Source organism: Streptomyces sp. NPDC005263 (genome assembly GCF_042872365.1).
In the GTDB taxonomy this organism is placed as follows: domain Bacteria; phylum Actinomycetota; class Actinomycetes; order Streptomycetales; family Streptomycetaceae; genus Streptomyces.
Map to the genome: position 1 here is coordinate 131,934 of NZ_JBIAKJ010000006.1, position 21,862 is coordinate 153,795.

General features: G+C 69.6%; 23 protein-coding genes. 21 read left to right on the plus strand and 2 right to left on the minus strand.

The window, feature by feature from the left end:
- The first annotated feature begins 303 nt into the window (after positions 1–303).
- The 13 genes from ACFYRY_RS26680 (at position 304) to ACFYRY_RS26740 (ending at position 11,822) form a co-directional block, all read left to right on the plus strand.
- Positions 304–837, plus strand: coding sequence for an SDR family oxidoreductase (locus ACFYRY_RS26680; protein WP_389150599.1), 534 nt, complete (start codon positions 304–306; stop codon positions 835–837).
- Positions 834–1,052 carry a hypothetical protein gene (locus ACFYRY_RS26685; protein ID WP_389150602.1) on the plus strand — a complete coding sequence of 73 codons (219 nt, stop codon included), beginning with the start codon at positions 834–836 and terminating at the stop codon, positions 1,050–1,052. Before ACFYRY_RS26680 ends, ACFYRY_RS26685 begins: the two co-directional genes overlap by 4 nt.
- A 516-nt stretch (positions 1,053–1,568) precedes the next feature.
- Entirely contained in the window at positions 1,569–2,408 is an 840-nt protein-coding gene (locus ACFYRY_RS26690; RefSeq protein ID WP_389150604.1) for a helix-turn-helix transcriptional regulator, read from the plus strand.
- 291 nt (positions 2,409–2,699) lie between these two features.
- Positions 2,700–3,293, plus strand: coding sequence for a TetR/AcrR family transcriptional regulator (locus tag ACFYRY_RS26695; protein WP_389150607.1), 594 nt, complete (start codon positions 2,700–2,702; stop codon positions 3,291–3,293).
- A 106-nt stretch (positions 3,294–3,399) separates the two neighbouring features.
- The gene (locus tag ACFYRY_RS26700; protein WP_389150609.1) at positions 3,400–4,134 is read left to right on the plus strand and encodes an NADPH-dependent F420 reductase; all 735 of its coding nucleotides are present in this window, start codon (positions 3,400–3,402) and stop codon (positions 4,132–4,134) included.
- A gap of 275 nt (positions 4,135–4,409) precedes the next feature.
- The gene (locus tag ACFYRY_RS26705; protein ID WP_389150612.1) at positions 4,410–5,108 is read left to right on the plus strand and encodes a nitroreductase; all 699 of its coding nucleotides are present in this window, start codon (positions 4,410–4,412) and stop codon (positions 5,106–5,108) included.
- Positions 5,077–6,027 (plus strand): LLM class flavin-dependent oxidoreductase, encoded by a 951-nt coding sequence (locus ACFYRY_RS26710; RefSeq protein ID WP_389150615.1) that lies wholly within the window; start codon positions 5,077–5,079, stop codon positions 6,025–6,027. Before ACFYRY_RS26705 ends, ACFYRY_RS26710 begins: the two co-directional genes overlap by 32 nt.
- A 417-nt stretch (positions 6,028–6,444) precedes the next feature.
- A complete protein-coding gene (locus tag ACFYRY_RS26715) occupies positions 6,445–7,194 on the plus strand; it encodes an SDR family oxidoreductase (protein ID WP_389150617.1) in 750 nt (249 codons plus the stop codon).
- 449 nt (positions 7,195–7,643) lie between these two features.
- A complete protein-coding gene (locus tag ACFYRY_RS26720) occupies positions 7,644–8,480 on the plus strand; it encodes a helix-turn-helix transcriptional regulator (RefSeq protein ID WP_389150620.1) in 837 nt (278 codons plus the stop codon).
- A gap of 489 nt (positions 8,481–8,969) precedes the next feature.
- Complete coding sequence (locus ACFYRY_RS26725; RefSeq protein WP_014145516.1) at positions 8,970–9,173, plus strand: cold-shock protein; 204 nt, start codon at positions 8,970–8,972, stop codon at positions 9,171–9,173.
- 343 nt (positions 9,174–9,516) lie between these two features.
- A complete protein-coding gene (locus tag ACFYRY_RS26730) occupies positions 9,517–11,013 on the plus strand; it encodes a DEAD/DEAH box helicase (RefSeq protein WP_389150623.1) in 1,497 nt (498 codons plus the stop codon).
- A 46-nt stretch (positions 11,014–11,059) separates the two neighbouring features.
- On the plus strand, positions 11,060–11,464 hold the full coding sequence (locus ACFYRY_RS26735; RefSeq protein WP_389150626.1) for a CBS domain-containing protein: 405 nt from the start codon (positions 11,060–11,062) through the stop codon (positions 11,462–11,464).
- Positions 11,465–11,513: 49 nt separating this feature from the next.
- Positions 11,514–11,822 carry an SCO5918 family protein gene (locus ACFYRY_RS26740; protein ID WP_389150628.1) on the plus strand — a complete coding sequence of 103 codons (309 nt, stop codon included), beginning with the start codon at positions 11,514–11,516 and terminating at the stop codon, positions 11,820–11,822.
- Between the two features lie 102 nt (positions 11,823–11,924).
- Here ACFYRY_RS26740 and ACFYRY_RS26745 read toward each other — a convergent pair whose 3' ends face one another.
- Positions 11,925–12,284 (minus strand): hypothetical protein, encoded by a 360-nt coding sequence (locus ACFYRY_RS26745; protein WP_389150631.1) that lies wholly within the window; start codon positions 12,282–12,284, stop codon positions 11,925–11,927.
- 783 nt (positions 12,285–13,067) lie between these two features.
- Here ACFYRY_RS26745 and ACFYRY_RS26750 point away from each other — a divergent pair.
- Together ACFYRY_RS26750 and ACFYRY_RS26755 are read left to right on the plus strand one after the other, a co-directional pair.
- Positions 13,068–13,406, plus strand: a complete 339-nt coding sequence (locus ACFYRY_RS26750) for a MerR family transcriptional regulator (RefSeq protein WP_389150634.1) — start codon at positions 13,068–13,070, stop codon at positions 13,404–13,406.
- A gap of 216 nt (positions 13,407–13,622) precedes the next feature.
- On the plus strand, positions 13,623–15,308 hold the full coding sequence (locus tag ACFYRY_RS26755) for a ribonuclease J (protein ID WP_389150637.1): 1,686 nt from the start codon (positions 13,623–13,625) through the stop codon (positions 15,306–15,308).
- A gap of 116 nt (positions 15,309–15,424) precedes the next feature.
- Here the strand turns inward: ACFYRY_RS26755 and ACFYRY_RS26760 are convergent, their stop codons facing one another.
- Positions 15,425–16,294: a helix-turn-helix domain-containing protein gene (locus ACFYRY_RS26760; RefSeq protein WP_389150639.1), complete on the minus strand. Its 870-nt coding sequence runs from the start codon at positions 16,292–16,294 to the stop codon at positions 15,425–15,427.
- 183 nt (positions 16,295–16,477) lie between these two features.
- Here ACFYRY_RS26760 and ACFYRY_RS26765 point away from each other — a divergent pair, with 183 nt between their 5' ends.
- From ACFYRY_RS26765 to ACFYRY_RS26790, 6 genes are all read left to right on the plus strand, one after another.
- Positions 16,478–17,494 (plus strand): zinc-dependent alcohol dehydrogenase family protein, encoded by a 1,017-nt coding sequence (locus ACFYRY_RS26765; RefSeq protein ID WP_389150642.1) that lies wholly within the window; start codon positions 16,478–16,480, stop codon positions 17,492–17,494.
- A gap of 85 nt (positions 17,495–17,579) precedes the next feature.
- Positions 17,580–18,245: an SDR family NAD(P)-dependent oxidoreductase gene (locus ACFYRY_RS26770; RefSeq protein ID WP_389150645.1), complete on the plus strand. Its 666-nt coding sequence runs from the start codon at positions 17,580–17,582 to the stop codon at positions 18,243–18,245.
- Positions 18,246–18,260: 15 nt separating this feature from the next.
- Positions 18,261–18,890 carry a cyclophilin-like fold protein gene (locus ACFYRY_RS26775; protein ID WP_389150647.1) on the plus strand — a complete coding sequence of 210 codons (630 nt, stop codon included), beginning with the start codon at positions 18,261–18,263 and terminating at the stop codon, positions 18,888–18,890.
- A gap of 55 nt (positions 18,891–18,945) precedes the next feature.
- A complete protein-coding gene (locus ACFYRY_RS26780) occupies positions 18,946–20,199 on the plus strand; it encodes an MFS transporter (RefSeq protein ID WP_389150649.1) in 1,254 nt (417 codons plus the stop codon).
- 170 nt (positions 20,200–20,369) lie between these two features.
- A complete protein-coding gene (locus ACFYRY_RS26785; RefSeq protein ID WP_389150652.1) occupies positions 20,370–21,137 on the plus strand; it encodes an SDR family NAD(P)-dependent oxidoreductase in 768 nt (255 codons plus the stop codon).
- Between the two features lie 34 nt (positions 21,138–21,171).
- Entirely contained in the window at positions 21,172–21,585 is a 414-nt protein-coding gene (locus tag ACFYRY_RS26790) for a cupin domain-containing protein (RefSeq protein WP_389150655.1), read from the plus strand.
- The last annotated feature ends 277 nt before the right edge of the window (positions 21,586–21,862 follow it).

Here is a 21,862-nt window from a genome sequence, read left to right on the forward strand (position 1 = left end):
TCGCCGGGCATTCCAGCGCTGTTGGCAGATGTGCGCCTGTCCGGGGTGTCTGAGGGGCTTGGCCCGGGGGCGGTTGGACCGTTCTGGTCCCTGTGTCAGAGGGGAAGCCAGTGCGGGCGCGTCCAGGGCCGGCCTCGGATGCCGCGACGCCGAAGCGGCACCGGACCCGCTGGTGAGATCACTCCACCAGGCAGAGACCGCCGCTCCAGGGATAAACCTTCCTCTCCCGCCCCTGCGCGGGCGCCCCTACGGTCGGGGCTGCGGGCGCTCACCGGCCCGCCGTACCGAAGGAGCAAGATCCCCATGAAGATGACCGGCAACACGATCCTGATCACCGGTGGAACCTCGGGCATCGGGCTCGGCCTGGCCCTGCGCCTGCACGAGGCCGGCAACAAGGTGGTCGTCGCCGGCCGGCGCAAGGAACTCCTCGACGAGATCACGGCCGAGCACCCGGGCATCCACGGGCTCGTCCTCGATGTCGCGGACCCCGACTCGATCGCCCGGGCCCGTGAGACCGTGGCGGCGAGCCACCCGGATCTGAACGTCCTGGTCAACAACGCGGGCATCATGCTGCGCGAGAACATCCTCGACCCGGCCGAACTCACGGTCGCCGAGGACCACGTCGCGACCAATCTGCTCGGCACGATCCGGATGACGTACGCCTTCCTGCCCCTGCTCGCGGGGAAGGACGACGCGGTCGTCATGAACGTCACCTCCGCGCTGGCGTTCGTACCGTATGCGAGCACCCCGACTACAGCGCGACCAAGGCCGCGCTGCACTCCTTCTCCGAGAGCCTGCGCATCCAGCTCGCCGGCGCTGACGCCGACATCCAGGTGATCGAGATGGTCCCGCCGGGGGTGCGCACGACCCTGATGGGCCAGCAGGACAACGACCACGCCATGCCGTTGGACGACTTCCTCACCCAGGCGCTCGACCTGCTGCGCGAGAAGCCCGACGCGAAGGAGATTGTTGTCGAGCGCGCCAGGTTCATCCGCGACGCGGTGGCCAACGGCTCCTACGACGATGTCCTCGCCCTGATCGCCAGCAGCTGACCGACCTGTAGTGGCGTACGCGGAACAACAGCGAGCGGGCAGGTCCTGTTGGGCCACATCATGGACGAACGCGAGCTGGAACGCCTCGGGGGAGGGACTCACCGGAGGCGCGGAAGGGTGAGGAAGCGTCTTCGGAGTCGCCACGCTCGTCGCACGGGAGACGCCCCGGCTCCGTCCTGAGCGCCGTCGGGAAGGCGAGCGTCTGGCCGACATGGCGCACATCGTCGTCCGCCGGCCCGGCCGCGAGGCCCGGGGCCGTTCCCAAAGCGTCGGGCGCCGTCGACGGGGGACCGTCGCCGCAGGCCGCCTTCCATACCGGTGGCCTGCGGCGTGCCGCCGACGGCCAGCGCATTTCCCAGCGGGTCATGCAGGTCAAGGGCTTATCGGGTCTTCCTGCCGCGAGCGGCCTCGGCATCGGCCTCACTCATGGGCGGCTTGGCGCGGGTGGGAGAGGAGTGCTCAGCCATGGATTGGCGGTCTCTGGATAGGCGGCCGGGATGCGGTGAGGATGGGGGCATGGACAAGAAGGAACTGGCGGAATTTCTGCGCCACCGCCGGGAGATGTTGCGGCCCCGCGACGTCGGGTTGGTCGAGGGACCGCGCAGGCGGACGCAGGGGCTGCGCCGCGAGGAGGTCGCGCAGCTCGTCGGCATGTCCACCGACTACTACGCCCGGCTGGAGCAGCAGCGTGCTCCGCAGCCTTCCGTCCAGATCACCGCGGCGCTGGCCCGGGCGCTGCGGCTGTCCCTGGACGAGCGCGATCATCTCTTCGTCCTCATCGGCCACAACGCTCCGGCCCGCTTCCAGCGCTCGGAGCATGTCAGCCCGACGCTGATGCGGGTCCTCGACCGTCTGGACGACTCCCCGGCCATGGTGCAGACCGATCTGTTCGACACTCTCGCGATGAACCCCTTGGCCTTGGCGCTGCTTGGCGACCAGACCCGCCACACCGGTCTGGCCCGCAGTGGCTACTACCGCTGGTTCATGGACCCGGCCGAACGTTTGATGGTTCCCGAGGAGACCCACGAACGCCATGGCCGTGCCCAGGCAGCGCGCCTGCGGGCCGCGCTGACAGCCGGCAGCGACACCCCCCGAGCCGCCCGGATCGTCGCCGACCTCCAGGAACACAGCCCCGAGTTCGTCCGCATGTGGGAACTTCAGGAGGTCGCACAGAGCTACGACGACTGCAAGACCATCCTCCATCCCGAAGTCGGCCGCATCGACGTCGACGCTCAGGTCCTGTTCACCGAGAACCGTGCCCAGAGCCTGGTGGTGCTGACCACCCGCCCCGGCACGGAGAGCCACAGCAAGCTCGAACTGCTCTCCGTCGTAGGGCACCAGCAGCTCACCTCTTGACATCCTGGGCCGGGAGACGGGTCGGGGCTCGGCGCAGGAGTGGCGGAACAAGCAGGTCACGGTCCAGGACGCCGAAAGTCGTCGGGACCGGAAGTGCGGCACCGCGCCCACCCGGCTCCGCACGGCTCTTGCTCCGCGCACTGCGGCCAGACAGGGCGGCCCCTGTGCTGTCCGCGCTCCGTGGTCGGGCCGCCGATTTGACCGGATGCCGCCTCCGTTTTAGTCTCGAATACATACGGAGGCTGCATCCGTTTTGATGCGGCCGCGGGATCACGGCGGACAGGAGGGCGCATGAGCGCCGGTGAGCAGCGGGGGCGTAAGCCCCGCGCGGACGTCCAGCGCAACCGCGCTGCTCTTCTGGAGACCGCGCAGCGTCACTTCCTGCAGCACGGGGTCGGCACCTCCCTCGAGGCGGTGGCCAAGGAGGCGGGCGTCGGGCCCGGCACCCTGTACCGGCACTTCCCGACCCGGGAGGCGCTGCTGGCGGCCGTGTTGCAGACGCGCTCCGAGGAGCTGGTGGCCCGTCAGGCGGACATCGAGCGGCTCGGCGACCCGGCCGAGGCGCTGGAGCAGTGGCTGCGGGCGATGGAGGAGTACTTCAGCGCCTTCAGCGGGCTGCCGGACCCGCTCATGGCCGCGGCCCGGGCGCAGGAGCCGGACAATCCGCTGACGATTCCCTGCGACATCCTCATCGCCGCCACCGATCAGTACGTGCGAGCCGCACAGCTCGCGGGGCATGTGCGCGCGTCGGTGCGGGGCAACGACCTGTTCCTCGCGGCCTGCTCCATTGCCTGGATCAAGGGCACCGGCACCGAGGAAGAATCCCTCGACCGACTCCGCACGCTCATCGCGAGCGGCTACCGCCAGCAGGACACCCGGGCTTAGGCGTCAGGCGCCCCGACCCGACCCCCACAAACACAAGGTGGCACCACCACCCAGCCATCACGTCGCGCTGCCCTCAGGGGCAGTGCAACCTCCCAAAGGACAAATCATGAAAATTGCCGTCATAGGCGCTGGCGCCATCGGCGGGAACCTCGCTGCCAAGCTCAGCACGGCCGGTCACGACGTCCAGGTGGCCGGCGTCCGCGGCCCCGAGGCCGTCCGGGCGGAGGTGCTGGAGTCCGGGGCCCGCGCGACGGACCTCGCCGACGCCGTTCAGGGCCGGGACGTCATCGTCCTGGCCATCCCCTTCGGGGTGGCGGGGGAGCTGGCCGGCCTGTTCGCCTCGGTCCCTGACGAGACGGTCGTCATCGACACCTCGAACTACTATCCGTTCCTGAGCGGGCAGATCGAGGCCGTGGACAACGGCGAGGTCGAGAGCGTGTGGAACGCGAAGCAGCTGGGGCGCCCCGTCGTCAAGGCGTGGAACGCCGCCCTGGCCGAAACCCAGCGGACCCGGGGCGTGCCTGCCGGAACGCCCGGCCGCCTCGCCATTCCGGTCGCCGGCGACTCCGAGGAGGCGCGGCGGGTGGCGATGCAGCTTGTGGACGACACCGGTTTCGACCCCTACGACGCCGGCACGCTGGCCGACTCCTGGCGCCAGCAGCCGAACAGCCCCGCCTACTGCACCGAGCTGACCCTCGACGAGCTGCCGGCGGCCCTGGCCGCGGCCGACCGCGTCAAGGACGTCCGCGTCCGCGACAGCTTGCCGGAACGCCTCGCCACCCGCCCGGCCACGGCCACCCTTGACGACATCGTCGAGATGAACCGCGCCGCCCACCGCTGAGTCACCCGACGGGGCTCTCGTGCACGCAACGGCACGAGGGCGGCAGCGCCGGTACGCCACGAACAAACAAGACGAACACGAAGAGCGCACGCTCCCCCGCGCTGCTGCCTGCGGTCCCGGCGCACCGCTGCCTAAAGCATCCGCAAGCCTGCCGGTACCCGCAAGGGTGCGTCCGCACCCGGCCCTTACGCCGGCTGCCTCCTTGCGTGGCCTGCCGTACTGCGCCGCGCCGCGGTGGCCGAAGCGGGGACTGCGCGCCATGGAGAGGAACCGCCTTGCCCGGCACCGCATCACCCTTCACCGACATCGCACGCTCCCGGCGCTCCCCCCGGCGGTTCCTGCCCACCGCCCTGTCCCCTTCGGACATCCGCGGAGTGCTGGAAGACGCACAGACGGCCCCCTCGAACAGCAACACCCAGCCGTGGACCGTGCACGTCGTCTCGGGCGCGGCGCGGGACGCCCTGGGCAAAGAGCTGCTCCGGGCAGAGGAGGAGGGACGGACATCCCCGGATTTCACCGACGGCTACGGCGAAGGCATCTACCTGGAGCGGTCGAAAGCCCTGGGCGCGAGTGTCTACCGGTCCCTGGGCGTCGAGCGCTCGGACCGGCACGGCAGGAGGGCGGCGGTCCGCGAGAACCTGGAGTTCTACGGCGCCCCCCATGCCGCTTTCCTGTTCATGCCGGCACTCGGCGACGGGGTACGGACGGCCGGCGACATCGGCATGTACGCGCAGAACTTCCTGCTCTCACTGTCGGCCCGGGGGCTGGCCGGCATCCCGCAGACCGTGCTCGGCGTCTACGCCGACACCGTCCGCGAGTTCCTGGGTGTCCCCGCGGAGCTCAAACTGCTGTTCGGCATCTCCTTCGGCACGGCTGACCCGGAGGCACCGGTGAACAGGCTCCGCACGGAGCGGGTTCCGCTTCAGCGGAGCGTGGTCCTGCATGACACCCCGGGAGTCCTCGACAGGCCGTAGTTCCTTCACCCGCAGGAACGATCCGGCACCTGGTCACGGGCCGCCACTCGGCTGGCCCGGGACCAGGTGCCCGCACGGCTTTGACCGCTCGGAGGATGCCGAGCGCGGCAAGGTCCAACCGCTGTTCATCGCCGACACCCCGGTCCTGGACGTCGACCTCGACCACCATGCCCCGCACCACATGATCGACCCGCTGCTGATCCTGACCGTCCTCGCGCGCGAGACCGAGCGGATCGGCCTGGTCACCACCGCCTCGACCACGTTCACCGAGTCCTACAATCTCGCTCGCCAGTTCAAGGCCCTGGATGTGATCAGCCACGGCCGGGCCGGCTGGAACGCGGTGACCACCTCCGACCCCGCCGCCGCAGCGAACTTCGGCGCGACGATCCCGCCGCGCGCGGAGAAGTACGAGCGTGCCCACGAGGTCATCCAGATCGTGCAGGCACTGTGGGGCAGCTGGGAGAAGGATGCCTGGCTGCTCGACGTCGACGGCAAGCGGTTCGCCGACATGGACAAGATCCAGCCGGTCAACCTGCAGGGCAAGCACGCCGCCTCCCGCGGCCCGCTGCCCATCCCTCCGTCAGAGCAGGGCCAGCCGGTCATCTTCCAGGCGGGCGGCGGCGGTTACGGCCTGGAACTCGCGGGACGTTACGCCAGCGGCGTCTACGCCAACCCGTACACCATCGAGGACTCCCGGACCCAGCGCCAGGTCCTGCGGGACGCCGCCAAGCGCGCCGGACGCGACCCGGACGAGGTGAAGATGCTCGCCGGCTTCATGCCCACCATCGCCCCCTCCCGCCAGGCCGCCCTGGAACGGCGCCGCTTCGTGGACGAGGTCGTCGACCTGAACCAACGCGTCCGCTACCTCGGCGCCATGATCGGCTTCCCGCTCGGCGGGGCGCGGCGCGATGGTGAGTGACGTGCAGGCCCTCAGCGCAACGCGTGCCGTCGATGACAGCGGTGGCGACGGCGGGCGCCGCGACTTTTACGGCTGCTATCTCAGCACGCGCTCTTGGCGCCGTGCCGGTCGATCAACCAGGCGGTCTCGAGGACGAGCAGGCTCGCCTGCGCGAAGTCGCTGCGTGAGCGCGCGATGAGCTCCTGCACGACGCCCTCGTCGGCGAGCGTTTTGCCGACGCGATGTGCCTGCGCGACTGCTCGGTCAGCGGCCCCCGTCCAGCTTCTGCAGGACCCAGCCCGACGGCCGGCGTTCTCTTCACGAGGCAGAGACCGCCGATCCATGGACAACTCTTCCTCTCCCGCCCTTGCGCTGGCGCTCTTACGGTCGGGGCTGCGGGCGCTCACCGGCCCGCCGTACCGAAGGAGCAAGACCCCCATGAAGATGACCGGCAACACGATCCTGATCACGGGCGGCACCTCGGGCATCGGTCTCGGTCTGGTCCTGCGGCTGCACGAGGCCGGCAACAAGGTGGTCGTCGCCGGCCGGCGCAAGGAACTCCTCGACGAGATCGCGGCCGAGCACCCGGGCATCGACGGGCTCGTCCTCGATGTCGCGGACCCCGACTCGATCGCCCGGGCCCGTGAGACCGTGGCGGCGAGCCACCCGGATCTGAACGTTCTGGTCAACAACGCCGGCATTCAGCTGCTGGAGAGCGTCCTCGACCCGGCCGGACTCCAGGTCGCCGAGGATCACGTCACGACCAATCTGCTCGGCACGATCCGGATGACGTACGCCTTCCTGCCCCTGCTCGCGGGCAAGGACGACGCGGTCGTCATGAACGTCACCTCCGCGCTGGCGTTCGTCCCGCTCCCGGTCACCCCGACCTACAGCGCGACCAAGGCCGCGCTGCACTCCTTCTCCGAGAGCCTGCGCATCCAGCTCGCCGGCGCTGACGCCGGCGTCCAGGTGATCGAGGTGGTCCCGCCTGCTGTGCGCACGACCCTGATGGGCCAGCAGGACAACGACCAGTCCATGCCGTTGGACGACTTCCTCACCGAGGCCCTCGGCCTGCTGCGCGAGAAGCCCGATGCGAAGGAGCTCGTCGTCGAGCGCGCCAGGTTCCTCCGGGACGCGGTGGCCAACGGCTCCTACGACGACGTCCTCGCCATGCTCAGCGGCAGCTGACCGACCTGTATTGACCGAGGCGGAACAACAGCACGCGGGCGGGCCCTTGGGGCCACATCATGGGCGAACGCGAGCTGGACCCGTCTCGGATGGTCCTCACCGAAGACACGGAACGGTCAGGAAGCGCCTTCGGCTGCGCCCCGGTCGTCGCACTGGAGGCGACCGGCTCTTTCCTGAGCGCCGAGGGGCACGAGCGGCCGTCTGCCACGGCGAACATAGTCGTTTCGGCCGGGCGACGAGGCCCGGGGCCGGTCAAAGCGTTGGGTGTCCTCGACGGGGAATGTCGCGGCGGGCGGTCTTCCAGATCGACGGCCTGCGGCGCAGGTCTTCTGGCTGCACGGGCCCTCGGCGTCGGCCGTACGAGCGGCTTCGCGTGAGCGGGAGAGGAGTGCTCAGCCATGGATCGGTGGTCTCTGGATAGCCGGGCGGGATGCGGTGAGGATGGCGTCATGGACAAGAAGGAACTGGCGGAATTCCTGCGCCGTCGGCGTGAGATGTTGCGGCCCCGCGACGTCGGGTTGGTCGAGGGGCCGCGCAGGCGGACGCAGGGGCTGCGCCGCGAGGAGGTCGCGCAGCTCGTCGGCATGTCCACCGACTACTACGCCCGGCTGGAGCAGCAGCGTGCTCCGCAGCCCTCCGTCCAGATCACCGCGGCGCTCGCCCGGGCGCTGCGGCTGACCCTGGACGAACGCGACCATCTCTTCGTCCTCATCGGCCACAACGCCCCGGCCCGCTTCCACCGCTCGGAATATGTCAGCCCGACGCTGATGCGGGTCCTGGACCGCCTGGACGACACCCCGGCCCTGGTAACGACCGACCTGGTCGACACCCTCGCCATGAACCCCTTGGCCGTCGCACTGCTCGGCGACCAGACCCGCCACACCGGTCTTGCCAGTAGCGGCTACTACCGCTGGTTCATGGACCCGGCCGAACGTCTGGTGTACCCCGAGGAGACCCACGAACGCCACGGCCGTGCCCAGGCAGCGCGCCTGCGGGCCACGCTGACAGCCGGCAGCGACACCCCCCGAGCCGCCCGGATCCTCGCCGAACTCCAGCAACACAGCCCCGAGTTCGTCCGCATGTGGGACCTGCAGGAGGTCGCCCGCTACGGCGACTGCAAGACCATCCTGCATCCCGAACTCGGCCGCATCGACGTCGACGCCCAGCTCCTTTACACCGAGAACCGCGCCCAGACCCTGGTGGTGCTGACCACCCGCCCCGGCACCGAGAGCCACAGCAAACTCGAACTGCTCTCCGTCATCGGACACCAAGAGCTCACCCCCTGACGTCCCGGACCGGGGACGAGACGGTGGTCATCGGCACCTCGAACTACTCTGACCTGCTGTGCTTCTGATTTCCCAGGCTGCTGGCGGGTCGTGCCGACATGTCTCCGTAGGTTCACGACGTGGAGTGCACCGCTTGTCGGCAGGAAGGTCCTGACCTGCCGTTTGGGGCGCCCTGTTCTTCCCGAACGTTGCGCTCCGGCTGGATCAATAGCTGTGCCCGCGGGCTGAGATTTCAACGGAACACGCTGACAGATTCTCTGCCGCAATAAGGGAACTGGAATTTTGCGCCGCACACAGGCCGCCGTGGCGTGCTACTGTCGATCTCAGTTGCAGTTGTGGTTCCCGAAAACTTGAAGTGCCTCCGGTCGGCTCGTGTGCCACTGGAAGCGCTTTTGTATAACCGGTCTTTTTCCCGGCGGGCTGATCATCGCGGCGACACGGGGTCCGTGCAGTGCGGACGCCGAGGCACTGCCCAAAAGGAGAAATGACATGGCTGCTGGTACCGTAAAGTGGTTCAACGCGGAAAAGGGCTTCGGCTTCATCGAGCAGGACGGTGGCGGCGCTGACGTGTTCGCCCACTACTCGAACATTGCCGCCCAGGGCTTCCGCGAGCTGCTCGAGGGCCAGAAGGTGACCTTCGACATCGCGCAGGGTCAGAAGGGCCCGACGGCCGAGAACATCGTTCTCGCCTGACGCTCACGCGCACTTTGTAGCTGGGGCCCGCATCCTTCGGGGTGCGGGCCCCAGCTGCTCGCGTTTCCCGCAGTGTTTGTACCTGCGGGCGCCAACCAGGAAACCCGTATGCTCACCGCATACGAAGCATCTTTCAGGGATGCGCGCAACCATTCATAGCTTCATCGCGGTGGACGCCCGGAAATTGCGTCCACTTTGCGTCACCCTTTTAGCGCCTGCGCCCGCACGGATTTTACGTCGGCCAGCTTCGCTCTCGCGCTACACCGGCCAATTCTTGCGATTCTCCGTGCTGTTCATCGCTGCGGGAATTCCTTGATATGTGCCGCCTCAAGGAAGGTTCCGCATGAACCGCACACGCACGAACGACCGCTTCGCCCGCACCCGTAATGGCAGTACCGACTCCGGCAGGGGCGGCAGCCGATTCGGTTCGTCGGCCACGAGCCGCTCCGGCGGGCCGAGCCGTTCCGGTGGTCACAGCCGTCGGCCCGCCGCCGTCCAGGGGGAGTTCGCGCTACCCAAAACGATCACCCCCGCGCTTCCCGCCGTGGAGAACTTCGCCGATCTCGACATGCCCGGGGCACTGCTGGCCACGCTCGGTTCGCAGGGCGTGACCGTGCCGTTCCCGATCCAGGCCGCGACCCTGCCGAACTCCCTCGCCGGCCGGGACGTCCTCGGCCGTGGCCGCACCGGCTCCGGCAAGACCCTCGCCTTCGGGCTGGCGCTGCTGGCCCGTACGGCCGGGCAGCGCGCCGAGGCCAGGCAGCCGCTGGGGCTGATCCTGGTACCCACGCGTGAGCTGGCGCAGCAGGTCACCGACGCGCTCGCCCCCTACGCGCGCTCCGTGAAGCTGCGGCTGGCCACGGTGGTGGGCGGGATGCCGATCGGCAGGCAGGCGAGCGCGCTGCGCGGTGGCGCCGAGGTCGTCGTCGCCACGCCGGGACGCCTCAAGGACCTCATCGACCGCGGCGACTGCCGGCTGGACCAGGTTTCCATCACCGTCCTCGACGAGGCCGACCAGATGGCCGACATGGGCTTCATGCCGCAGGTCACCGCCCTTCTCGACCAGGTCCGCCCCGAGGGTCAGCGCATGCTGTTCTCCGCCACTCTCGACCGCAACGTCGATCTGCTCGTGCGCCGCTACCTCAGTGACCCCGTAGTGCACTCCGTCGACCCCTCGGTCGGCGCCGTCACGACGATGGAGCACCACGTGCTCCACGTTCGCGGTGCCGACAAGCACACGGCCACCACCGAGATCGCCGCACGCGACGGCCGCGTGATCATGTTCCTCGACACCAAGCACGCCGTCGACCGCCTCACCGAGCACCTCCTGAACAGCGGGGTGCGGGCCGCCGCCCTGCACGGCGGGAAGTCGCAGCCACAGCGCACCCGCACGCTGACGCAGTTCAAGACGGGGCACGTCAACGTGCTGGTCGCGACCAACGTCGCGGCGCGCGGCATTCACGTCGACAACCTCGACCTCGTCGTCAACGTCGACCCGCCGACCGACCACAAGGACTACCTCCACCGCGGCGGCAGGACCGCCCGCGCCGGCGAATCCGGCAGCGTCGTCACCCTGGTCACCCCGAACCAGCGCCGCGGCATGACCCGCCTCATGGCAGCGGCCGGCATCGTCCCGCAGACCACCCAGGTCCGCGTCGGCGAAGAGGCCCTGCACCGCATCACCGGCGCCCAGGCCCCCTCCGGCATCCCGGTCGTCATCACCGCACCGGTGGTCGAACGCCCCAAAAAGCGCGGCGCCACCTCACGCGGCCGACGCCGCCCCGCTTCGACGGCCCGCCGCGTGCCCGTACTACAGTCCACCGCCGGTGCGGCGGCATAGAACCTTCGTGATCAGGAAGCAGCCCCAACTCCGCAGGAGGCACCCTTTGACGCTGGTCCAGACGCAGAGTTGCCCGGCGAGCGCCGACCCCGTGCACGGCACGGTGGCCGACACCATGGACGCGGCCGGACCGCAGGTCTGGGAGGACATGACCGTGGAGGTGGCGCTGTCCGTGATGGCCGCCGCCCGTACGCGGCAGCTGGTCGTCTGCGACGAGGACGGTGCGGGCACCGGCCTGGTCACCCGGGCCGGACTCACGGCCGTTCGTGACGGCTCCGGATACACGGACAGGATCCGCCTGCGTGACATCGCCGACGTCATCGGGCCCTTCGCCTCGCCGCTGACCCCGAGGGCCGAAGCCGAACGAGCGATGCGCTGCCGCCGGCTCGGGGCCCTGCCCGGGGTCGACGAACACGGCAGCGCTCCGGGCGTCCTCGCCCTCTCCCGCTGAACCGCTTCACGGTGGTCGGCCCCGTCTCTCCTTCTCCCTGTGAGGCATCATGCGCTGTGTCATCGCCCGCTTCCCGTTCGACCTGACCAAGAGCGGCGTGCTGGAATCGATGAAGGGCGTCAAACCCGAACCGGTCACCGGCGAGTCCGTGATCATCGGACGACGCCACTACCCCGTCAAACAGGTGGGCCAGGTCATCACCCGCCAGGACCGCCGCGATTTCAGTGCCGGGGAAGTCGTCCGGGCCATGTCCCGACTCGGCTTCACCTGTCGCACCCTTCCCGAGGCCGCACCCGCGCGCATCGAAAGCCCGTTGCAGCGGGCTTCCGCAATGCTCGGCACCCCCCTGTCCGTCTGACCGACGGGACGGGCGAGAGCCGAACAGAGCAGTGAGGGGCCCTACCGGCGCGCGCCGGTAGGGCCCCTCACTGCTCTGTTCGGCTCTCGGCGCGGCGGTGGGTCAGTGGTCGGAGTAGCTGAAGTCGCCCACGGTCCAGGCACAGACGTCCTCGATCGCGACGCGGTACATCCCGCCCGTCTCCGGGATCCCGACCGTGCCCTGAAGGATCCGCGCGACATGGAAGTGCAGATGCGTGGGCGGCCCGTCCTTCTTCGCGGGGGTGTCGAAGACGGCGGAGAACTCGCCCAGGTGGGTGGAGTCCGTCAGCACCTCCGACACCCTCTTCCGCCACATGGCTTCTGGAGCCAGCCGACCGGTGATGACAGCACCACCGGTGACCACGGTCAGGGACATCTGATTGCTCTGCCCGGACTCCACACGGGCGGCGATGTCAACGATCAGCTCGTCAGGCTTCGGCATGGGACCGGATTCTATGCACCGTCCCGTCCGGGCGGCCCGGGTGGTGGCACTACCGGGCAAGACGGGCGCACACGGCTCCACCGGTGCCGCAAGCCTTCGCAGACCGGCCCAGGGGATACCTCATCGCCGAGTGCGTAAATCTATGCCCGCTGGAGTAGACATTCGCTGATCGTGCGTTTATGGTTTCTCTCGTAGTCGAGATCGAGCAAGGCCCGGCAGACACGAACTGCCGGGCCGCAGTACCCGCATGACGGTCCGGTGGTGGAGTGCCGAAGCCAGGTTGTTGCAGGACGGCGACGGGGCTGACGACCGGACCGGGTGGCCCGCAGTCATAAGGGGCCGCCATGAGCAGGACCGCGGTTGACGCGGTCGCAGTACCAGCAGTGCTGTATCGAGCGGTGCCCTCGGTGAAGGCGTCGGGCTGCGGACGCGCGTGCCGGGGAGTGGCGCTGTGTGAGGCCACCGGCAGTTCGCGGTATCAGCGGTACAGCAGTACGCGGTCCCGTGTGCAAGTGATTGGTTCAGAGGGAAGAACGGAGGGTTCGAGCACCATCAGGATCGCCTGGGCGGAAGACGCGAGCCCGGGCACCGCAGGACATCGATAGGTAGGTGGTCTCCGGTCACGCATCCGCGATCCCCGCACCCCCGTCGGAGTATCAGGCGGCTGGGCGGAAACAGAAGGCCGGCGCAGCACTAAGGCCGGCAGATGGTGTTTGCAGTTCCTTCGGGGCCTTGGTGCCGTACGGCACCAAGGCCCCTCGACGTGTTCCACAGAGAGGTGAGATGACAGCAGACGAGTCGCTGAGCCGTCTCGACGACGACGACTACCCCGCCTACACGATGGGCCGGGCCGCCGAGTTGCTCGGTACCACCCCCGGCTTTCTCCGCGCCATCGGCGAAGCGCGACTGATCACACCACTGCGCTCCGAGAGCGGACACCGCCGCTACTCCCGCTACCAACTGCGCATCGCTGCCCGCGCGCGTGAACTCGTCGACCAGGGCATCCCGATCGAGGCCACATGCCGGATCATCATCCTCGAAGACCAGCTCGAAGAAGCCCAGCGCATCAACGCCGAACACCACCGCGCCGGCAGATCGTCCAGTCCATCGGCCGCGGCCTGAGGTGAGTGTGCCCGCCGGTATCGGCGGGCCGCCCGCACGGCGCCGACGGCACCCGGACCCAGCGCCGAGCGCGCCAGGAGAGCGCGGAGGCCGGCCAACACGACAAGGGGCACGAGCGGCGTAATCCGATCGATCCAGGGCATCCGTCGGCTGTCGAGAGGAAGAGATCGCACACCTAATGGATCACCACGCCCCACCCTCGGGTAGCGTCGAGGTATGAGTCATCCGCATCCCGAGCTGAAAGCCGCCCCGCCCCTTCCCGAGGGAGGGCTGCGGGTCATCGCCCTGGGCGGCCTCGGTGAGATCGGCCGCAACATGACCGTCTTCGAGCACGCCGGCAAACTGCTCATCGTCGACTGCGGCGTGCTGTTCCCCGAGGAGACCCAGCCCGGCGTGGACGTGATCCTGCCGGACTTCACCTCGATCCGGGACCGGCTCGACGACATCGTGGCCGTGGTGCTGACCCACGGGCACGAGGACCATATCGGCGGCGTGCCGTACCTGCTGCGCGAGCGCTCCGACATTCCCGTCATCGGCTCCAAGCTGACGCTGGCGTTCCTGGAGGCCAAGCTCAAGGAACACGGCATCCGTCCGCGCACGGTGCGCGTGCGCGAGGGCGACCGGCGCGGCTTCGGGCCCTTCGACTGCGAGTTCGTCGCGGTCAACCACTCCATCCCGGACAGCCTCGCGGTCGCGATCCGCACCGGCGCGGGGATGGTGCTGCACACCGGTGACTTCAAGATGGACCAGTTCCCGCTCGACGACCGCATCACGGATCTGCGCGCCTTCGCCCGTCTCGGTGAGGAGGGCGTGGACCTGTTCCTCACCGACTCCACCAACGCCGAGGTCCCCGGTTTCACCACGTCCGAGCGTGAGCTGAATCCGGCGATCGAGCAGGTGATGCGCACTGCGCCGCGGCGGGTCATCGTCTCCAGCTTCGCCAGCCATGTGCACCGCATCCAGCAGGTCCTGGACGCCGCGCACCAGCACGGCCGCAAGGTCGCGTTCGTGGGCCGGTCGATGGTTCGGAACATGGGCATCGCCCGTGACCTGGGCTATCTGAAGGTGCCGTCCGGTCTGGTCGTGAGCACGAAGGAGCTGGAGAAGCTCCCGGACCACAAAATCACTCTGGTGTGCACCGGCTCCCAGGGCGAACCGATGGCCGCGCTGTCGCGGATGGCCAACCGCGACCACGTGATCCGCATCGGCAAGGGCGACACCGTCCTGCTCGCCAGCTCCCTCATCCCCGGCAACGAGAACGCCATCTACCGGGTGATCAACGGACTCACCCGGTGGGGCGCCCACGTGGTCCACAAGGGCAACGCCAAGGTGCACGTCTCCGGGCACGCCAGCGCGGGCGAACTCGTCTACTGCTACAACGTCGTAAAGCCCCGCAACGTCATGCCCGTGCATGGTGAGTGGCGCCACCTGCGGGCCAACGGCGACCTCGCCATCCGTACCGGAGTCGACCCCGACCGGGTCGTCATCGCCGAGGACGGCGTCGTCGTCGACCTCGTCGACGGACGCGCGTCCATCACCGGCAAGGTCCCCGCCGGTAACGTCTACGTGGACGGCATGGAAGTCGGCGGCGCCACCGAAGCGTCCCTCAAGGATCGCCTCACCCTCGCCGCCGAAGGCGTGGTCACGGTGGTGGCGATCGTCGACGCCGACACCGGCGCGCTCGCCGAGGCCCCTGACTTCCTGGCCCGCGGCTTCGTCCACGACGACGCCACCTTCGAACCGGTCGTTCCCGTCATCGAGAAGACCCTGGCCACCGCAGCCGAGGAAGGCGTCGGGGACGCGCGTCAACTCGAACAGCTCATCGCCCGCGCCGTGGCGAACTGGGCGTTCCGCACTCACCGCCGCAAGCCCCTCATCATCCCCGTCATCATTGACGCCTGAGCCACAGTCCGACAGGCATCCGGGTCGGACGCCGACGCGTACGGTGAAATCAGTGGCCGAGCGTCACCGTTCGGAGCAGCTCTTCCAGCCGCCTTGATGGCGGCGGACGGTCGCGGTCAGTGGACGGGGGAGGAGGCCGGTAGGTCCTGGTCGGAGGCCCAGGAGGCCAGGATGCGCAGTCGTTCGTGGGTGGGGGAGCCGGGCTCGGCGGTCCAGACGGTCAGATGCTGGTCGGGATCGGTGTTGGCGGTGAGGGTGTCCCAGTCCAGGACGAGTTCGCCGACGACCGGATGGTTGAGGGTCTTCGTGCCCACGGTGCGGGCGGCGACGTGGTGTTCGCCCCACCAGCGGGCGAACTGCTTGTCCCGCAGGGACAGTTCGCCGACCAGCTCGATCAGGCGCGGGTCTTCCGGATACTTCGCGGCCTCCATGCGCAGTTGGGCGACGGCGATGTGCGCGGAGCCCTCCCAGTCGGCGTACAGGGTGCGCATGGCGGGGTCGGTGAAGATGATCCGCGGGTAGTTGCGGTGCCTTTCCGCGAGGCGGGAGAAGTCGGTGACCAGGGCGGCGGCCAGCGCGTTCCAGGCCAGAATGTCCCCGCGCCGGCCCTGCACGATGGCCGGAGTGGCGGTGAGGTCGTCCAGGACCCGCTGCAACTGTGGCTGGACCTTCTGCCGGCCGCGGCGCCGGGTGCGGGTGGTGGTCTTGCCCGCGAGCTGGAAAAGGTAGCCGCGCTCGTCGTCGTCCAGGTGGAGGACCCGGGCGAGGACGTCCAGCACGGGCGCCGACGCCTGCATACGGCCCTGTTCGAGGCGGGTGTAGTAGTCGGTACTGATGCTGGCGAGCTGGGCGACCTCCTCGCGGCGCAGCCCCTGCACCCGGCGGGGCCTGTCGGTCTCGGGCAGTCCGACCGTGCGCGGGCTCAGCTCGGAACGGCGCTTCTTGAGGAATTCTCCCAGCTCATTGAGGGGAACCTTGGCGGTCATGCTTCCCAGGATGACATCGATCGCACCTGCGTAAGGGGGGAGAATTTCCTCCCCGGAAGTTTCCCTCCTGGGATGTTTCTCTCCCCTTTTTGCGCCCGCCCTCGCGTGTGAGGCTCGACCGTGAGCAGTCGTTCCTCACGACGGCTGCGGCTCACCGATCCCCGCACCGAAGGAAGCATCCCCATGCGCGGAGCAGTCATCCACGCCCCCGGCGACGTGCGCTTCGAGAACCTCGACGACCCGAAGGTCATGGAGTCGACCGACGCGGTGATCCGTACGGTCGCCACCTGTGTGTGCGGCTCGGACCTGTGGCCGTATCGCGGCCTCGAGCCAGTCGGCGACCCGCACCCCATGGGGCACGAGTACGTCGGCATCGTCGAGGAGGTCGGCAGCGAGGTCACCAACGTCGCGCCGGGCCAGTTCGTGGTCGGTTCCTTCGCCACCTCGGACAACACCTGCGTGAACTGCGTGAACGGCTGGCAGTCCTCCTGTCTGAACCGCGAGTTCATGAGCACCTGCCAGGCCGACTACGTGCGCGTCCCCAACGCCCACGGCACCCTGGTCGCCACGGACGAGCACCCGGACGCCGAGATGGTGCCCAGCCTGCTCGCCGTGTCCGACGTGATGGGCACCGGCTGGTACGCCGCCCTCGCCGCCGAGGTGAAACCCGGCTCGACGGCGGTAGTGGTCGGCGACGGAGCGGTCGGCCTGTGCGGTGTCATCGCCGCGAAGGAACTGGGTGCGGAGCGGATCATCGCCATGTCCCGTCACGCGTCCCGCCAGAAGCTCGCCCTGGAGTTCGGCGCCACCGACATCGTGGCCGAACGCGGCGACGAAGGCATCGCCCGCGTCAAGGACCTCACCGGCGGCATCGGCGCCGACAGCGTGCTGGAGTGCGTCGGCACCGCGGATTCGATGCGGCAGGCCCTGCACTCCACCCGCCCCGGCGGCAACGTCGGCTTCGTCGGCGTCCCGCACGAGGTGGCCGTCGACGGCCAGGAGCTGTTCTTCTCCCACGTCGGTCTGCGCGGCGGTCCCGCCCCCGTGCGCCGCTACCTGCCCGACCTGATCGACCGCGTGCTGACCGGCCGCATCAACCCGGGCAAGGTCTTCGACCTCACTCTGTCCCTGGACCAGGTCGCCGAGGGTTACCGGGCGATGGACGAGCGCCGCGCCGTCAAAGCCCTGCTCAAGCCCTGAGCGCGGACGCGTCCACACCCGGGGCCACACCGAGGAGGTGCGGCCACAGGACCGGCAACCACCCCCGCTCACGCAAGGACTGCCCATGACGACCTTCGCCCTCGTCGGCGCCGGCCCCGGTCTCGGGCTGGCCACCGCCCGCCGCTTCGGAGCCGCCGGCCACACCGTCGCCCTCATCGCCCGCGACGCGGAGAAGCTGGACGGCCTGACGGCCGACCTCGCCCGTGACGGCATCCAGGCGCGCGGCTACCCGGCCGACGTCCTCGACATCGAGTCCCTGACCGCGGCCCTGTACGCAGCCGCGGCCGACCTGGCGCCCATCGAGATCCTCCAGTACAGCCCCGTGCCCCAGGCCCCCTTCATGAAGCCGGTCCTCGACACCGGCGCCGACGACCTCGACGCCCCGCTCGCCTTCTCCGTCAAGGGCCCCGTCACCGCGGTGAACGCCGTCCTGCCCGGCATGCGCGAACTCGGCCGCGGCACCCTGCTGTTCGTCAACGGCTCCAGCGCCGTACGTCCCAACCCGAAGGTCGCCGGCACCTCGATCGCCTTCGCCGCCGAGAGCGCCTACGCCCGCATGCTCCACGACGCGCTCGCCCCGGAGAACATCCACGCCGCCCAGCTGATCATCCCCGGAGCCATCCGGCCCGACGCCGAGCACAGCAGCCCCGACGTGCTGGCCGAGCGCCTGTACGACATGCACGTCAGGCGGGACGGCTTCCGCCACTACGCCGAGCCCCTGCCCGACTAGCCACTGGACGACCTTGTGAACCCCGCCCCTCTCCGGGCTCTCGCCCGCGTGGGCCCGGCCGCCGTCCTGCTCCTGGTCATGACCGCCTGCACCGACGATTCCCCGCCCTCCTCCGCCTCCGAGTCCGCGACCCCGCAGGCTTCGACGGCCCCGGCAGCCACCGCACCGACCGGCAGGACCACCGCGATGAACATCCGGCTCACCCTCGACGGCCACCCCGTCGCCGCCACCCTGAACGACAGCCCCACCGCCCGCGACCTCGCCGCACAGCTCCCCCTGACCCTCTCCCTGCGCGACCTCAACCAGGCCGAGAAGATCGCCGATCTGCCCCGGGAGCTGTCCACCTCCGGCGCCCCGGAAGGCGCCGATCCCGAGGTCGGTGACCTGGCGTACTACGCACCCTGGAACCAGCTCGCCACCTATTACCGCGACGCCCCGTACGCGACCGGCCTGGTCATCCTCGGGCACATCCGACGGCGGCGCCGAGCGGCTCGCCACCGCCGACGAGATCACCATGGAAGCAGCGCCCTGACCCGCCCCACCGTTCGCTCGTGCAGGAAGGGGGGAGGAGATTCTCCCCTTTTCGTCCGGTTCGCTGCATGGGACCTTCGAAGACGTGGCCGCGCCGTGCACTGTCCGCCGTGACGGCTTCCGCAGTCACCATGATCCACCGATTTCCACTCAAGGAGTGACCACAGGTATGCCTTCCGCGTCCGGGACCACCCCCGGCAAGCTCCCCCTCGTCGTCTGGGTGCTCGCCGCCGGCACGTTCCTGATGGGGACCACCGAGTTCGTCGTCGCCGGGCTGCTGCCGGAGCTGGCCGGTGACCTCGGCGTCAGCGTCTCCCACGCCGGTCTGCTGATCACCGCCTTCGCCATCGGCATGATCGTCGGAGCGCCGACCATGGCCATGGCGACCCTGCGCCTTCCGCAGCGCCGGACGCTGATCCTGGCCCTGTCCGTGTTCTGCCTCGGACATCTGGTCGCCGCCCTCAGCACGTCCTTCACGATCGTCCTGGCCGCCCGGGTCGTCACCGCGCTGGCCACCGGAGCGTTCTGGTCCGTCGGATTCGTCGTCGCCACCACCGCCGCGGGCCCGCACAACGCCACCCGCGCGACGGGCGTCATGATCGGCGGGCTGACCCTGGCCAACGTCGTCGGCGTGCCGGTCGGCTCCTTCGCCGGCCAGCTCACCGGCTGGCGCGGACCTTTCTGGGCCCTGGCCGTCCTCTCCGGGCTCGCCGCCGTGTTCATCGGCCGCTTCATCCCGGCCCGGCAGCGGGCCGAGGTGTCCATCCGGGCCGAGGTCCGGGCTCTGCGTCAGGGCCGGCTGTGGCTGGCGCTCGCCGCCGCGATGCTGATCATGGGCGGTGTGCTGGCGACGTACACCTATGTCACGCCGCTGCTGACCGACCGCGCGGGCATCCCCGCGGGCGCCGTACCGCTCGTTCTCATCGCGTTCGGAGTGGGCGCCCTGGGTGGTACCACCACGGGAGGCCGCCTGGGTGACCGGCGTCCTACGGTCACCACCATCACGGCCGCCGCGGCCACGGCTCTGGTCCTGCTCTTGATGATCCCGCTCTCCGGCAACCCGGTGACAGCGACCCTCCTGGTCTTCCTCATGGGCCTGACCGGCTTCACGGTCAACCCGGTGGTCACCGCCCTCGCCATGCGCTTCGCGGGCGACGCCCCCACGCTCACCTCGGCGCTGACCACCTCCGCCTTCAACACGGGCATCGCCGCCGGCTCGGCGATCGCGGGTACGGCCCTGGAGTCCTCCCTCGGCCTGACCGGCCCGCCCCTGGTCGGCACCGTCATCGCCGCCCTCACGCTGCTGCCCCTGATCGCCCTCGCCGTCCACGGCCCGTCCCACCAGGGCCGGATCGTGGCCCGGAGCGGCGCTCCCGCGCAGCGGCGACGCGACGAACCCGCGCAGGTGTCGTCGCAGCGCTGACTCAAGCCTGGATCCGCGTACGGCCGACGACGTACCAGCAAGCGTGGTCGTCGACGGCGGCCGGACCGTCCGACGGCGTCGCGGCAAGGCGTCGTGCCACCGCAGTTCATCCCGGCACCCCTGACATCAGTCGTGCCGCCCCATCTCCTCACCTGAAAGGGCAACACCCCGTGAATCCCAGCTACGACTTCACCGGCCAGGTCGCCCTCGTCACCGGGGCCGGCGCCGGTATGGGGCTGGCGACCGCCCGCGCGTTCGCCCAGTCCGGAGCCGCCGTCGCCCTCACCGACATCGACGAAGCGGCCCTGAACGCTGCCGCGAAGGAACTCACCGACGCCGGCCACCAAGCCCTCGCCCTCACCTGCGACGTCAGTGACGAGGACCAGGTCGCCGCCGCCGTCGACCGCACGGTCGAGACCTTCGGCCGCCTCGACATGGCCTACAACAACGCCGGCATCCAGATCCCGCCCAGCGACGCCGCCGACGAACCCGCCGAGAGGTTCGACCGCGTCAACGCCATCAACCTGCGCGGCGTCTGGGCCTGCATGAAGCACGAGCTGCGGCACATGCGTGCACAGGGCAGCGGCGCCATCGTCAACTGCTCCTCCCTCGGCGGCCTCGTCGGCCTCCCAGGCCGCGCCTCGTACCACGCCTCCAAGCACGGAGTCATCGGCCTGACCACGAGTGCCGCCCTCGAATACGCCCCGCGCGGCATCCGCGTCAACGCCGTCTGCCCCGGCACCATCGACACCCCCATGGTCAGCGACATGATCGCCAAGGGGGAACTCGACCGCGCCGAGGCCGAAGCCAACCAGCCCGTCAACCGGCTCGGCACCGCCGAGGAAATCGCCCAGGCCGTCCTGTGGCTGTGCAGCCCCGGAGCCGGCTTCGTCATCGGCGTCGCCCTCCCCGTCGACGGCGGCTACGTCGCCCGCTGACGACAGCCCACGCAGCAAGGAGAGTGGAGACACCATGGAATTCATCGAGCCGCAGCCCAGCAGCAAGGCCCCGGCGGACTGGTTCACCGGCGACGTGTGGTTTGACGTCATCGTGGCCGGCCAGGCCCCGTCCAGGATGCGCGCCAACCTGGTCCGCTTCTCGCCGGGCGCCCGCACCAACTGGCACTCCCACGCCGTGGGCCAGACCCTGCACGTCGTTTCCGGCATCGCGCTGATCGGCACCCGGGACGGCACCGTCTTCGAGGCCCACCCCGGCGACACCGTCGCGTGTCCGCCGGACGAGGAACACTGGCACGGCGCCGTCCCCGACCGGTTCATGGAGCACATCGCCCTGTGGGAGGGCACGGGCGACGGCACCCCCGAGACCACGTGGGCGGAGCCGGTCACCGACCAGCAGTACAACGGCCGCCGCACCCGCGCCCAGTAGCCCCGGCCCCTCCCACGCGCATCCGGGGCTCGCTCAGGACGTCACGGCGTCCCGGGGACTGCCGCCTGCCTCGCAGCGCGCGCACGTGCCCTCGATGACGCCGGTCAGTCACTTCTGACGGAGCTTCAAGGGGGGAGGAAAGTCTCCCTGCCACGAGCGTTGCCGGTGGTGCAAGACTCCCCAGGTGACCGGTAGCCGCTGCCAGAGCGCGCGGTGCCGGCTTCCCCGCGGTGACGACGATCCACTCTCGCGTCCCGCTGATGTGTACGGCCGATCC